Annotated in this window: 11 protein-coding genes; 10 read left to right on the top strand and 1 reads right to left on the bottom strand. The window is 63.9% G+C overall.

Annotated features, from left to right (window positions below):
- Positions 1–267 precede the first annotated feature (267 nt).
- From murG to murJ, 8 genes are read left to right on the top strand one after another with little or no spacing between them, the layout of a single operon-like run.
- On the top strand, positions 268–1,365 hold the full coding sequence (murG, locus tag AC4DF4_RS02690; protein ID WP_490046571.1) for an undecaprenyldiphospho-muramoylpentapeptide beta-N-acetylglucosaminyltransferase: 1,098 nt from the start codon (positions 268–270) through the stop codon (positions 1,363–1,365).
- A complete protein-coding gene (gene murC, locus AC4DF4_RS02685; RefSeq protein WP_490046570.1) occupies positions 1,362–3,662 on the top strand; it encodes a UDP-N-acetylmuramate--L-alanine ligase in 2,301 nt (766 codons plus the stop codon). The genes murG and murC overlap by 4 nt, the downstream gene beginning before the upstream one ends.
- A 13-nt stretch (positions 3,663–3,675) precedes the next feature.
- Positions 3,676–4,596 carry a D-alanine--D-alanine ligase gene (locus tag AC4DF4_RS02680; protein WP_490046569.1) on the top strand — a complete coding sequence of 307 codons (921 nt, stop codon included), beginning with the start codon at positions 3,676–3,678 and terminating at the stop codon, positions 4,594–4,596.
- Between the two features lies 1 nt (position 4,597).
- A complete protein-coding gene (locus AC4DF4_RS02675) occupies positions 4,598–5,578 on the top strand; it encodes a cell division protein FtsQ/DivIB (protein ID WP_490046568.1) in 981 nt (326 codons plus the stop codon).
- Positions 5,579–5,593: 15 nt separating this feature from the next.
- Positions 5,594–6,808 carry a cell division protein FtsA gene (gene ftsA / locus AC4DF4_RS02670; RefSeq protein WP_490046567.1) on the top strand — a complete coding sequence of 405 codons (1,215 nt, stop codon included), beginning with the start codon at positions 5,594–5,596 and terminating at the stop codon, positions 6,806–6,808.
- Positions 6,809–6,830: 22 nt separating this feature from the next.
- Positions 6,831–8,408 (top strand): cell division protein FtsZ, encoded by a 1,578-nt coding sequence (locus tag AC4DF4_RS02665; RefSeq protein WP_490046566.1) that lies wholly within the window; start codon positions 6,831–6,833, stop codon positions 8,406–8,408.
- A gap of 7 nt (positions 8,409–8,415) precedes the next feature.
- Positions 8,416–9,282 carry a D-hexose-6-phosphate mutarotase gene (locus AC4DF4_RS02660; RefSeq protein WP_490046565.1) on the top strand — a complete coding sequence of 289 codons (867 nt, stop codon included), beginning with the start codon at positions 8,416–8,418 and terminating at the stop codon, positions 9,280–9,282.
- Positions 9,282–10,877 carry a murein biosynthesis integral membrane protein MurJ gene (gene murJ / locus AC4DF4_RS02655; RefSeq protein ID WP_490046564.1) on the top strand — a complete coding sequence of 532 codons (1,596 nt, stop codon included), beginning with the start codon at positions 9,282–9,284 and terminating at the stop codon, positions 10,875–10,877. Before AC4DF4_RS02660 ends, murJ begins: the two co-directional genes overlap by 1 nt.
- A 2-nt stretch (positions 10,878–10,879) precedes the next feature.
- On the opposite strand, the gene AC4DF4_RS02650 is transcribed toward murJ, so the two are convergent.
- Positions 10,880–12,070 (bottom strand): hypothetical protein, encoded by a 1,191-nt coding sequence (locus tag AC4DF4_RS02650; RefSeq protein WP_490046563.1) that lies wholly within the window; start codon positions 12,068–12,070, stop codon positions 10,880–10,882.
- A gap of 205 nt (positions 12,071–12,275) precedes the next feature.
- On the opposite strand from AC4DF4_RS02650, the gene AC4DF4_RS02645 reads away from it, so the two are divergent.
- Together AC4DF4_RS02645 and AC4DF4_RS02640 are read left to right on the top strand one after the other, a co-directional pair.
- The gene (locus AC4DF4_RS02645) at positions 12,276–12,617 is read left to right on the top strand and encodes a hypothetical protein (protein WP_490046562.1); all 342 of its coding nucleotides are present in this window, start codon (positions 12,276–12,278) and stop codon (positions 12,615–12,617) included.
- 112 nt (positions 12,618–12,729) lie between these two features.
- Entirely contained in the window at positions 12,730–12,861 is a 132-nt protein-coding gene (locus AC4DF4_RS02640; RefSeq protein ID WP_490046561.1) for a hypothetical protein, read from the top strand.
- The last annotated feature ends 59 nt before the right edge of the window (positions 12,862–12,920 follow it).

The raw sequence follows: 12,920 nt of genomic DNA, 5'->3' as shown, positions 1-12,920 counted from the left end.
TTCATGAAATGGTGGGAGAGATGGAGCGGGAAGCCAGCGGGCTTCATCCGCGCGCATGACAGCTTAATCTGCATTCCGCGGGATCATGCTGTCAAGGTCGCGGGGCGCTCGTCATTACAAACGACCCGGCGGCGGGCTTGTCGGGTATTTCCCGAATTTCGGAAGTTTTGGGGATTGCCGGATAATTAGGATTTGCTTAGTTTGCCCGAAAGCGTGCGGGAAATGAGTTTCCAGCGGCCTTTTTTACGCTTTTTCATTCTCTCATCCGTGTCCAAATCCCTGAAAATCCTCATCGCCTGTGGCGGCACCGGCGGCCACTTGTTTCCCGGAATCGCCGTGGGAGAAGCGCTGCGCGCGCGCGGCCACGAGGTGATGCTGCTGATCTCGGAAAAGAAGGTCGATTCCGAGGCCTCGGCGAAATACACGCACCTTCGTTTCAAAACCGTGCCCGCCGTGGCCAAGCCGCCGACGCTCTCGCCGCGGATGCTGCCGTTTTTGTGGAAACTCTGGGGCTCGATCGGCCAGTGCAAGGCGATCATCCGCGAGTTCCAGGCAGACGCGGTGCTCGGGATGGGCGGTTTCACTTCGTTGCCGCCGGTCTATGCCGGGCACAAGCTCGGGCTGAAAACCTTCATCCACGATTCAAACGCCCGCCCCGGCCGCGCGAACGTGATGACCAGCCGCTTCTGCACCCGCGTTTTCCTCGGGCTGGATGCCGCGAAGGAATTTTTCCCCAACCGCGAAACCGTCACCACCGGCACTCCGGTCCGCCCGGAAATCACCAACTTGCCACCCCGCGAGGACGCGGCGGCACTCTTCGGACTCGATCCCGCGCGGCCGACCATCGTGGTGACCGGCGGTAGCCAGGGCGCACGGCGGCTAAATGAGTTGAGCGCGCAGGCCGCGGCGAGCTTGCCACCGGAAACGCAGGTGCTCCACATCGCCGGCGCACTGGATTTCCAGCGGGTTTGCGAAATCACCACCGGCCGCGCAGGCTACGAAGTGCTCGGTTTCTGTGACCAGATGCCGTCCGCCTACGCCGTCGCGGATCTGGTCATCGCGCGGTCCGGGGCGTCGAGTTTGACGGAAATCGCCATCGCCGGCCACCCGTCGATTTTAGTCCCCTACCCTTACGCCGCCGACGACCACCAGACGCGGAACGCCGAGGTCTTCGCCGAAGCCGGAGCCGCCATCCTCATTCAGGAGCGCGACCTCGACGCGGAAAAACTCGCTTCTCTGGCGACTTCCATCCTGCAAGGCTTGCCAACTTACAAGCGCATGGCAAAAGCGGCCCGCGAACTCGCCGTCCCGGACGCCGCGGACCGGGTGTGCGCCGCCATCGAAGCCACTCTCACGCCATCATGATCGAACTCAGCCAACGCCTCACCGACCGGAGCACTCCGCTCCAGATCCACCTCATCGGCGTGGCGGGATCCGGCATGAGCGGGCTTGCTTTGCTGCTGCTAGGCATGGGTCACAAGGTCAGCGGCTCGGACAAAGTCACCACCGCGGAAACCGAGCGAATGCAAGGCGTCGGTCTGATTTTCTCATCCCCGCCCAGCGCCGCCGCCGTGAAGAAGGTGGACATGGTCGTTTATTCCTCCGCCATCAAACCGGCCAATCCCGCCTACGCCGCCGCCAAGAAAGCGAAGACGCCGCTTTACCGCCGCGCCGAGTGCCTGGCCGCCATTCTCCACACCAAAAAAGGCATCATCATTTCCGGCACCCACGGGAAAACGACCACTTCCTCGATGACCGCCCACGTCCTCCGCGAGGCCGGCCAGAAACCCAGCCACTACGTCGGCGCGGAAATCCCGATCCTCGGCGCGAACGCGAAATGGTCGGAGGACGGCGACCACATGGTCGCGGAAGGCGATGAAAGCGACGGCACGCTCGCCCTCTATCGGCCGGAACACGCGGTCATCCTCAACATCGAGGCCGAGCATCTCGATTTCTATCGGGACATCGACCACATCAAGGAAGTCTTCACCAAGCTCGCCGACCAGACGACCGGGAAACTCGTTTACTGCGCTGAGGATCCGGTCGCGCTCGAAGTCTGCTCCGGCCGCGAAAACGGCGTTTCCTACGGCTGGGAAGACGCCGATTACACCGCCACCGATCTGCGCGATCTCAAGGGCTCCTCCGCTTTCACCGTGAAGAAAAACGGCGAGGCCCTCGGCGACGTCGAGCTCGGCATCCCCGGAAACCACAACGTCCTCAACGCCCTCGCCGCCATCGCGCTGGCGGATAGTTGCGGCGCGGAATTCGCGCTCGTCGCCCGCGCGCTCGCCACCTTCGCCGGGGCCAAGCGCCGCTTCGAAACCAAATACCTCTCCACGAACTATCGGATCATCGACGACTACGGCCACCATCCGTCCGAGCTCGCCGCCACGCTGCAGACCGCCCGCTCGCTCAAGTCGAAGCGGCTCGTCGTCTTTTTCCAGCCGCACCGCTACACCCGCACCCAGGCGCTCGCCGACGATTTCGGCAAAGTCCTGCAAGAGGCCGATGTCGTCTTCATCACCGACGTTTACGCCGCCTCGGAAAAACCGATCAAAGGCATTTCCGGCCAAACCTTGGTCGATGCGATGAAAGTCCACGGCGACATCCCCGCCACCTATCTGCCGGACCTCGCCACCGCCCACCACGAAATCGGCCACGCGCTTCAGTCCGGAGATCTTCTCATCACGCTCGGCGCGGGAAACGTCCACGAAGCCGGCACCCGCATCGCCGCCGACCTCAAGATCCTCGAGGAAATGCGCGCGCTCATGCCGCCCGGCGAGATCGACGGCAGACTCTACGAGCCGATGAGCCGCCACACGACTTTGTTAGTCGGCGGCCCGGCGCAATACTGGATCGAGCCGCACAGCTTCTACGGCTTCGCCTTCCTCGTCGATTACTGCCGCGAGCGCGGCATCCCGGTGCGCGTCGTCGGCCGCGGCTCGAATCTGCTAGTCCGCGACGGCGGCATCCGCGGCGCGGTCATCCATCCGACCGGCGGCGTGTTTTCCGAAGTCACCGTCGATGGCCGCGGCCATGTCACTGCGGGCGCTGGAGTACGCTTGAAGAAACTCGCCAGTGTGGCCGGCGGCAGCGGCATCGGCGGCTTCGAGTGGATGGAAGGCATCCCCGGCAACGTCGGCGGCGCGTTGCGCATGAATGCCGGCGCGATGGGCATCGAGACCTTCGACCAAGTCGTGCGCGTCACCTTCCTCGACGAGGACGGCGTCATCCGCACCCGCGAGCGCGATGAAATCGTCGCCAGCTACCGCAACGTCGCCGAACTCCGGCGGAATTTCGCCCTGCAAGCCGTCTTCAAGGGCAAGAACGACAGCGCCGCTAACATCAAAGAGCGCTGGGACGCGTCGCGCGAGAAACGCAAGACCTCGCAACCCATCGCCGCCTCCGCCGGCTGCACCTTCAGAAATCCCGAAGAAGTCCCGGCTGGCCGCGTCATCGATTCGCTCGGACTCAAAGGCACCACCTGCGGCCACGCGGCGGTTTCCGAGGTCCACGGGAATTTCGTCGTCAACCAGGGCGGCGCGACCGCCCTTGAAATCCTGACACTCATCGAGTTCATCCAGGAAAGAGCCCGCACCGAGCGCAGCGTGGAGCTGGAAACGGAAATCAAAATCCTCGGCGACGACGAACCTTCATTCTAACCTCAAAACGAAAATGCTGAGCGGAAAAAAAATCGCAGTCCTGATGGGCGGTCCGGGATCGGAGCGCGAGGTTTCGCTCGCTTCTGGAAGAGCCGTGCTCAAGGCGCTGCTAGGACTCGGACTTGATGCGGTGGCAGTCGATGTCACCACCACTCAAATCGACCTGCCCGAAGGCACGGACCTTGCCTTCAACGTCATCCACGGCACCTTCGGCGAGGACGGGCAGCTTCAGGACGCGCTCGAAAAACTCGGCGTCCCCTACACCGGCGCCGGCGCCGCCAGCAGCAAGCTCGCCATTCACAAATCCCGGGCGAAGGAGAAATTCCTCGCCGCCGGAGTCCCCACCGCGCGCTCGGAGACGGTTTCCCTCAGCCCCGGCATGGTTCCGGATCTCACCATCCAGGCCCCGCTCGTGATCAAGCCGCCGCTCGAAGGCTCCAGCGTCGGCATCCAGATCGTCAAGCTGCAGGACGATGTCCCCGCCGCGCTTTTGAAAGCAGCGGAAAAATACAGCGAGGTTCTGGTAGAGGAATTTATCGAAGGAATGGAACTTACCGTCGGCATCCTGGACGGCGGCGCGCTGCCGATTGTCCACATCGCCCCGCCCGGCGGCGTCTATGACATGGCCAGCAAATATCCGTGGCTCAGCGGCGCGCAGGGCAGCGAGTATTTCTGCCCGGCGGATCTGGATTTGGAAACCACCATGGCCGTCCAGGCCGCCGCCGTGGCCGCGCACCGCTCGCTCGGCGTGGAAATTTATTCCCGCGTCGATGTTCTGCTGGATTCCCAAAACCGTCCCTTCGTCCTCGAAGCCAACACGATTCCCGGCATGACGGAAACCAGTCTGCTGCCCAAGGCCGCCGACGCCATCGGCATTTCCTTCCCCGAGTTGTGTAAAACCATCGCCGAGCTGTCACTCAAACTCCGTTCCTGACATGTCCAGACGCCGCACCACAAAACCTAACCGCTCGCGCCCGCAAGTGCTCGAAGTCCGCGTCATGTCCCCGCGCATCGCCTGGCTCGGCTTCCTCAGCTGCGCCGGCAAGCTGGTCAAGCTCGCCTGTATTCTCGCCGTGACCACCGGCATCGGCTGGGGCGTCTGGCAGGGAATCCAGCGCGCGTTCTACAAAAACCCCGATTTCCGCCTGCAAGTCATCGACCTGAACGCCAATCCGGTCATCGACGAAGCCGGCATCGCGGAAGCCGCTGGAATCGACCTGACCGCCAGCCTTTTCGACATCGATGTGGAAATGGTGACCGCCAAATTGAAAGCCCTGCCCGCCATCGCCGATGCTCGGGCGGAACGCCATCTGCCCGGCACGCTGATGGTGCGCGTGGTTCCCCGGAGCCCTCGGGCATGGGTTTCCTGCCCGGAAGCCGGTCTATCCGAAGTGCGCCGCGCGGGAGCGATGCTGGTGGGCCAGGACGGCGTCGCCTACCCCTGCCCCGAACTCCAATTGGAGTCCGCGATGAAGCTCCCGACCATCCAGCTTCCCGTGTCTGAAAAAAGTCCCGTCACCGCCGGTAGGCATCTCGACCACCCGGAGCTGGCCCATTGTTTCCGCTTGCTGGACTCCGCCCGCGACGCCGATCCGGAGGCCGTGCATTGGATCGAATCGGTTCAGCAGGTCAACGAGTGGTCCTTGCAGCTCGTCACCCGCCAAGGCACGGCGGCGATCTTCGGACTCGGCGATCACGAGCGGCAAATCCGCAGCCTCCGCGCGGCGATGGATCATTCGAGTCAAAAGGGCTACTCGATCAGCACGATCAATCTCATTCCCAAACGCAATATTCCGATTACCCTGCGCGACGAAGCGGCCGCTCCGCGCGCCATCCCCGTCCCCGAGCCGGGCCCCGCGGAAATTCGCGAAGACCGCCGCGCCCGCGATCTCAGCACCCTTCTCAATCGCAACTGATAGCTTCCCAACCCCATGGCACGTCGCACCAAAATTCACGTCGGACTCGAAATCGGCACCAGCAAGACCTGCGTCGTCGTCGGCGAGGTGAAGGCGGACAGCGCCGTCAAGATTCTCGGCATCGGCGTCACCAAGACCGCCGGCGTCCGCAAGGGCGAGATTTATGATTTCGCCCAGGCCCGCGCCTGTCTCAAGGACGCGATCGCAAAGGCGGAGGACGCCAGCGACGTGGAAATCTGCAGCGTGTTTCTAGCCGTTACCGGCTCCCACATCCAGGGCGTCAACAACCGCGGCACCTTCCGTCTGCCAGACGGCGAGCCGACCGTGGCACCCGAGCACGTCGAGGAGGCGCGCACCATCGCCCGCGAGGTCCACATCCCGCAGGACCACGTCTATCTGCACCCGATCATCCGGAACTACTGGCTCGACGGCCTCGAACACTCCACCACTCCGGTCGGCCTCTTCGGCAAGACGGTCGAGGCGGATTTCCACGTCGTCCACGGCATCGGCAACCGCATCCAGAACAGCATCAAGCTCGTCCGGGAAATGCCGCTGGAGGTCGATGACATCGTCTTCTCGCCCATCGCCACCGCCCAGATGGCGCTCGACCGCGAGCAACGCGAGCGCGGCGCGCTGGTCATCGACATCGGCGGCGGCACCACCGACTACGCGCTCTATCTGAACGGGGCCATCGCCGCGTCCGGCTGCATTCCCGTCGGCGGCGACCACGTCACCAACGACATCCACCTCGTCACCGGCCTGCCGTTTTCCAAGGCGGACCGGCTGAAAATCATGGAAGGCGACGCCTCGGCCGATCCCGTCCGCTCGGTCGGCACCGCCAAACTAACCGATGACCGCGGCTTCGCCGAAGTCGAGGTCGGCCGCAGCATCCTGAATGAAGTCATCCGCCAGCGGCTCGAAGAAACGCTCAAGCTCGTGCGCGACCGGCTGCCCCCCGGGTCGGTCCAGTTCATCGGAGCCGGCGTCTTCCTCACCGGCGGCACCAGCCTGATGCGCGGCTTCAGCGAGCTCGCCTTCGAAGTCTTCGGCCGCGACATCTACCGCCCTGATCCGCCGGAAGCCAGCGGGGTTCAGGCGAATTTCAAGGACCCCCACTACGCCACGGCGATCGGCTTGATCCGCTACGCGCAGATTCTCGAAACCGAGCGGGCGAGACCACCCGGCATATTTGGAAAAGTCGGCCGCATGTTCTGGCCGTTTGGAAAATAAGAATCTAACTCTCACATTCATCATGATCTCCTACACTCGCGATCCCAAGCAAACGATTCCCGCTTCTTCCGTGAAAATCATCGGCCTCGGCGGCGCCGGTGCTAACATGTTGGAGCGCGTCGCGCTCGACGGCATGGACGGCTCCGAGTTGCTGGCCCTCAACACCGACCTCCGGACGCTCTCCGCCTGCCTTGCCCTGGAAAAAATCCAGCTCGGCGTGAACCTGACAAAAGGCCTTGGCTCCGGTGGCGATCCCGAGCTCGGCCACCAAGCGGTGATGGAGGCGGAAGACCAGATTCGCGCCTCGATCAAGGACCGCCGGATTGTCTTCCTCTGCACCGGTCTGGGCGGCGGCACCGGCTCCGGCGCGGCGCCCATCGTCACCCGCATCGCCCGCGAGGAAGGGGCCTTCGTCGTGGTTTTCGCCACCATGCCGTTCGCCTTCGAGGGCAAGCGCCGGCGCGACCAAGCGGAGACCGCGCTCAACGAACTCGCCGTTCTATCCAACGCGCTGGTCACCTTCGACAACAACCGCATGGGCGAGCTCGTCCTCGCCAAGCAAGGCATCCACGAGGCCTTCTCCGCCGCCGACCACATGATCTGTGAGTCGATCAAAGCCGTCATCCGCCTCGTCGTCCGTCCCGGCTTGATCAATGTCGGGCTGGACGAACTCGTGAGCGCGCTGCGCACGAACCGTTCCCGCTGCCTCTTCGGCTCCGGCCTCGCCGATGGCAAGGACCGCGCCGCCAAGGCCTTGAAGAACGCGCTCAACAGCCCGCTGCTAGACCAGGGCGCGCTGCTCAAGGACGCCCAGACCGTGCTCGTCCACCTCTCCGGCGGCGAGGATCTCACGCTGTTCGAGATCGAGCTCCTGATGCAGCGCTTGCAGAAATTCGTCCCGGAAAATGCCCACGTCCTCTTCGGCGCGGCCATCGATCCGGCGATGGGCGACTCGCTTTCCATCACCCTCATCAGCGCGCTTCCCGAGGATTCGCTCTCGATAGCCCCGCGGGAATCCCTCAGCCAGCACTCGCAGGAATACCCCATTCTCGATCCGAGCCAGGGATTCACCCCGCCGCCCGTCAAGGCTGCGGAAATCGTCGCCGCGCCGGAACCGTTAGTCGCGCCGGAACCCGTCCTGGAAGCCCCGCCCGTTTCCCCGCTCTCCAAGCTCGGCAAGGCCGGGGCCGACATCGCCGCTGCCGCCGCACCCTCGCTCTTCGACAATGAGCGCCCTTTCGCCGAACCCGAAATCGCCGCCCCGGAGCCGGCGAAATCCGCACCCGAGCGGCACATGGCCGCCTTCACGTTCACCGAGCCTGAAGCGGAGGAGGCAGCGCCACTCCTCCCGGAAAAGGAACCGGAGGTCTATGCTGCAGCAAGCGAACCCGACCCCGAACCAATAGAAACCACGGATACCGGGGAAGCCGCGGCGACCGATTCCGAGCCGCCGAAGCTCAAGCTCGGCATCAAATCCTCCGGCCCGCAAAGCGAACTCTCGCTCGACTCCGCTCCCCGCGGCCGTTTCGAGGGCGAGACACCCAACGTCTTCGAAGGCGAGGACCTCGATCTCCCGCCCTTCCTGCGAAAGAAAAAATAACACCTCCATGAGCGACCCGAAGAATTTGGAAATCCCCGGACACGTGAGCCTCGCCATAGGCGAAGGCGGGTTGCCGAAAGTCGTCGTCGAAACCGCCTGGAGCCGGGCGGAAATCTATCTGCACGGCGCGCACGTCACCGGATTTCAGAAGAAGGGCGAACCCCCGCTGCTCTTCATGAGCGCGGCCAGCGACTTCGCCTGCGACAAACCGATCCGCGGCGGTGTCCCGGTTATTTTCCCCTGGTTCGGCGGGCGCGAAGGATTGCCCGCCCACGGCTTCGCCCGCATCACGGCGTGGGAGCTCGAGGAAGCCTCGCCGCTCCCTGACGGCGCGGTGAGACTGCGCTTCATCCTGCCCGGCGCGGAGAACTTCCAGGTCGAGTATGTCGTCACCGTCGCGGAGAGCCTGACGCTGGAGCTGGGCGTCGGAAATACCGGCGACCGGGACGCGACCTTCGAGACCTGCCTGCACACCTATTTCCAGATCAGCGGCATCGACGCCATTTCCATCACCGGGCTGGCTGGCACCCGCTATCAGGACAAGGTCGCCTGCACCACCGAGACGGAAACCGCCGCCGCCATCCGGATCAGCAGCGAGGTGGACCGCGTCTATTTCGACACCACCGCCACCACCGAGATCGAAGACCCCGGCTTCGGCCGCAAGATCCGGATCGCGAAGTCCGGCTCGAACTCCACTGTCGTCTGGAACCCGTGGATCGACAAATCCAAGCGCATGCCCGACTTCGGCGACGACGAATATCCGCAAATGGTCTGCGTGGAATCCGGCAACGTCGGCAAAAATCAAACCACCCTCCCGCCCGGCGGCCATGCCGTGATGAAGGTGGAAATCAGCAGCGAGCGGCTGCTCCCCTGATGTCCGCCAAAGCCACTTGGAAAGTCAGCGCCGCCGTGATGGCGAGCCGGGTGCTCGGGCTGGCGCGGGAAATGATGTTCGCCGGGCTCTTCGGCGGCAGCAAGTGGATGGACTGCTTCTATCTGGCCTTCAAGGTGCCGAACCTGCTGCGGGATTTGTTCGCGGAAGGCGCGCTGTCGCAGGCGTTCGTGACGACGTTTTCCAAACGCCTTAAAACCGACGGCGAGGGTTCCGCGTGGGCGCTGGCCAACAAGATGATGACGCTGGCGGCGGTTTTCATGAGTGGCGTGACGCTGCTGGGCATTCTGGCCGCGCCGTGGATCGTCGATCTGCTGACATCCCTCTCGCGCGGCGGCTCGTCGCCTCGGGTCTATAATCCGGCGGAAATCGCGCTGACGGTGACGATGGTCCGCGTGATGTATCCTTTCATCCTGCTGGTCTCGCTGGCGGCGCTGGTGATGGGCATGCTCAACGCGAGAAACGTCTTCGGCATGCCGGCGCTGTCGTCGTGCTTCTTCAATCTCGGCTCGATGATCGGCGGCGCGGCGTTCGGTTACTGGATGGACCCGGCGTGGGGACCGCGGAGTCTCGTCGGTTTCTCCATCGGCGTGGTGATCGGCGGGCTGGCGCAGCTCGTCTGCCAGTTACCCGCCCTGAAGGCGGTCGGTTACCGGTTTGCGGCGGATTTCAACTGGAGGGATTCCGGCGTCCGGCAGATTTTGAAACTGATGGGTCCGGCGGTGATCGCGGCCTCGGTGGTGCAGATCAACGTGGTGGTGAACGCGATGTTCGCCTACGGCGTCGGCGAAGGCGCGGTGAGCTGGCTGAGCTACGCCTTCCGGCTGATGCAGCTGCCCATCGGCGTGTTTGGCGTGGCGGTGGCGACTGTCACGCTGCCCGCGCTTTCACGTGCGGCGGTGGGCGGGATCGGCGCGGACTTCCGGCCGACGCTGGCGAAGGGGCTGCGGCTGGTGGCCTTCCTCGTGCTGCCCTCCACGCTTGGGCTGGTGTTGCTGGCGGAGCCGATCGTAAGCCTGCTTTACGAGCGCGGCGCGTTCGACGCGGTGGACCGCTTGCAGACGGCGGGAGCGCTGCGGGCTTACGGCTACGGCTTGTTGTTTTACGCCTGGCTCAAGGTCTTGCAGCCCGCGTTCTACGCCATCGACAAGCGCTGGTTCCCGATGATGGTCAGTCTTTTCGCGCTCGGGCTCAACCTCGGGTTCAACTACTTCTTCGTCTTCGTCATGAAATGGGGCCATGAGTCGCTCGCTCTAACGACGAGCATCACCGCCTCAGTGAATTTCCTGCTGCTGTTCCTCGCCATGCGGAAATTCGCGGGCGACCTCGGGACCGGAGCGCTGCTTGTCCTGTTGGGAAAACTCGTGGCGGCGGGCGCGCTGATGGCGGGTGTCTGCGTGTTGGCCAACCGCTTCCTGTTCCGGGACCTGGCGGCGACGCTGTTCTTGCTCAAGGGGGCTTACCTCGGCGCGACCATCGTCGCGGCGGCGGGAGTCTATTTCCTCGCGGCGAAAATCCTGCGCGTGACGGAAGCCGAGGAGGCCCTCGGGATGATCACCCGCAAGCTGCGGCGCTAAACCTACTTCAACTCCCGGCGGAGTTCCACGATGCCGTCGCGGATTTCAAACGCCGAGCAGCGGATGTGTTCGAGGGCGGCCCGCTGGTCAGGATCGCGTTCCAACTCCATCAGCCGCTGGCAAGCGCCGACCGCTTCGTTGAGCCAGTTCAGGCAGCGTTTCAGCACCGCCAGCACGAAGCCGGTCTCCGGCTGGTAGCCGCTCCCGCTGCCGTAGAGCGCGCCGGCGAGCTTGCCGCTCACTTGCAGGAGATTGGTGATCAGCTGATAGGAAGGCGTGCCGGGCCCCGCGTCGCGCTCGATCACGTCCATCGCCCGCATCGCGAGTTCCTGGGCTTTCACTTGCAGCGGGTGGTCCTCTTCATCATCGAACGACTCGTCGTCCGGGTCCCTGAAATCATCCTCGTCGTCATCGAAATCCAGAGCCATGTCCTCCATCGCCCCGTAGCTCATCCCGCCGCCCGGGAAATCCTCCTCGCCCGCCTCGTCGCGCTCGGCGAGCGCGTCGAGGAGGCCGTCCCAGCCCATCACGAACGCCTCCTTCTGCTCGCTGTCGGAGTCCTCCATGTATTTCTCCAGCACTTCCTGATAGGCGTCCGTCAGCCGGTCGGATTCCTTCAGCCGCTCCTCCCAGGCGAATTCATCGAGCTCCTCGCAAACCTCCCGCTCCGGCCCGTCCGAGTCGGGGCGGCGGATCACCTGCGCCATGAAATCGCGCATCGAGTTGAGGTTGGCCAGCTTTTGCGCCTCCTCCGCGTCCTCGTCCATCGCCCACTCGTGCGGGGAAATCGTCAGCTCGTAATCCGAGGTCTCGATGACCACCCGCCCGTTGATCTCGCTGAACCACTCCAGATAGAGCGTGTTCCGCCACTCATGGGGAATGTCCTGGTGGTTTTGATAAAGCTCGTGGCACTCCTCCTCGCTGACCGTCGGCACCTTGTTCTTCCGCGAGGCCGTCATGTCGCCGATGATTCCGGCCTGGTCCACGTCCAGCGCGTCCGAATCCGCCACCGCCCTCGGCGCCGGGTTTTCAAACCGCAGCCGCGTGCCGGCGAGATCCCGCCAGCAATCGCCGTCGAGCGAGAGGATCAGCGGTTCGTCCCGGCCGGCCAGCCAGACGCGGCCCGTCGTGCGACCCTCGACGGTGTTGTCAATTTCGCCGTGGGCGACCGCTTCTTCAATCCTCCATGCCATGGTTGGTAGTTTCCGCACTCCCGGGGCCGGGCGTCAAGCAAGCGTGTCGGTCGATTTGCGGGCGCTCCCGGCGGCTCGTCAATCACGCGACCGGGTAAGGATTTTCCCGCGATCCGCCTGCAGAATGCCGAAATGGTTACTAGGAATTTACAATCAGGCACTACATAGTGACCCCGAATCGATGAGCGCCCTACCCAATCACGCTGTGAATCCGCCCTCCCCGTCCGCTAGAAATCACTCCGCAGAGGAGATCAACCGGGCGATGGCCCGCTTTCCCCTGATCGCCCAAATCCTCGGCGAACTCGGCCAGACCCCGGTCCCGCTGCCCGGCGACGACGACATCCGCCACGGCTGTGAACGCGCCCTGACCGCCATGCTTTCCGAGCTCGCCCGCATCGAGGTGGCCCCCGCCGGCAAGTCCTGCAAAACCGAGGAAATCGCCCAAAGCTGGCTGAGCAGCTCCGTTTCCGGCCAGCTCATCGATGCGGACAAGCTGCAGCGCATGCAGCAGTTCATCGACCGGATTCTCAATTCCGCGAACCATTGAGAAACAGCGCTGCACCGCGCCCGGACGAGCCGTTTCCGCCCCCGCTGATTCAAACCCCGAAACCCAGAAAAAAAGCTGCCAACAGGACCCCGGAAGCATATCCTCCGCCACGATGAGCCAGGAAACCGCGTTCTTCAAGGCCCTGGCGGCCGTTAGAACCTGCAAGCTGGAGGCTAACGGCCTGCTCTATTTTCACGACGCTGGCGGAAGGGCGATCCTCCGCATGTCACGCTCCGACAAATAATTCCTAGACAAATCGCCTCATTCATCGCGCTGGAACTCAGCCGGATGAGCGTTGACGCC

This window comes from Luteolibacter sp. (genome assembly GCF_058122085.1).
Note: the sequence above shows the minus strand (reverse complement) of the source record. Positions and strands in the feature narration are given on the sequence as shown.

Excerpts from the sequence above, each read along its gene's own strand:
- murC (WP_490046570.1), top strand. The coding sequence starts at position 1,362 with ATGATCGAACTCAGCCAACGCCTCACCGACCGGAGCACTCCGCTCCAG.
- AC4DF4_RS02680 (WP_490046569.1), top strand. The coding sequence starts at position 3,676 with ATGCTGAGCGGAAAAAAAATCGCAGTCCTGATGGGCGGTCCGGGATCG.
- AC4DF4_RS02675 (WP_490046568.1), top strand. The coding sequence starts at position 4,598 with ATGTCCAGACGCCGCACCACAAAACCTAACCGCTCGCGCCCGCAAGTG.
- ftsA (WP_490046567.1), top strand. The coding sequence starts at position 5,594 with ATGGCACGTCGCACCAAAATTCACGTCGGACTCGAAATCGGCACCAGC.
- AC4DF4_RS02665 (WP_490046566.1), top strand. The coding sequence starts at position 6,831 with ATGATCTCCTACACTCGCGATCCCAAGCAAACGATTCCCGCTTCTTCC.
- AC4DF4_RS02660 (WP_490046565.1), top strand. The coding sequence starts at position 8,416 with ATGAGCGACCCGAAGAATTTGGAAATCCCCGGACACGTGAGCCTCGCC.
- murJ (WP_490046564.1), top strand. The coding sequence starts at position 9,282 with ATGTCCGCCAAAGCCACTTGGAAAGTCAGCGCCGCCGTGATGGCGAGC.
- AC4DF4_RS02650 (WP_490046563.1), bottom strand. The coding sequence starts at position 12,070 with ATGGCATGGAGGATTGAAGAAGCGGTCGCCCACGGCGAAATTGACAAC.
- AC4DF4_RS02640 (WP_490046561.1), top strand. The coding sequence starts at position 12,730 with ATGAGCCAGGAAACCGCGTTCTTCAAGGCCCTGGCGGCCGTTAGAACC.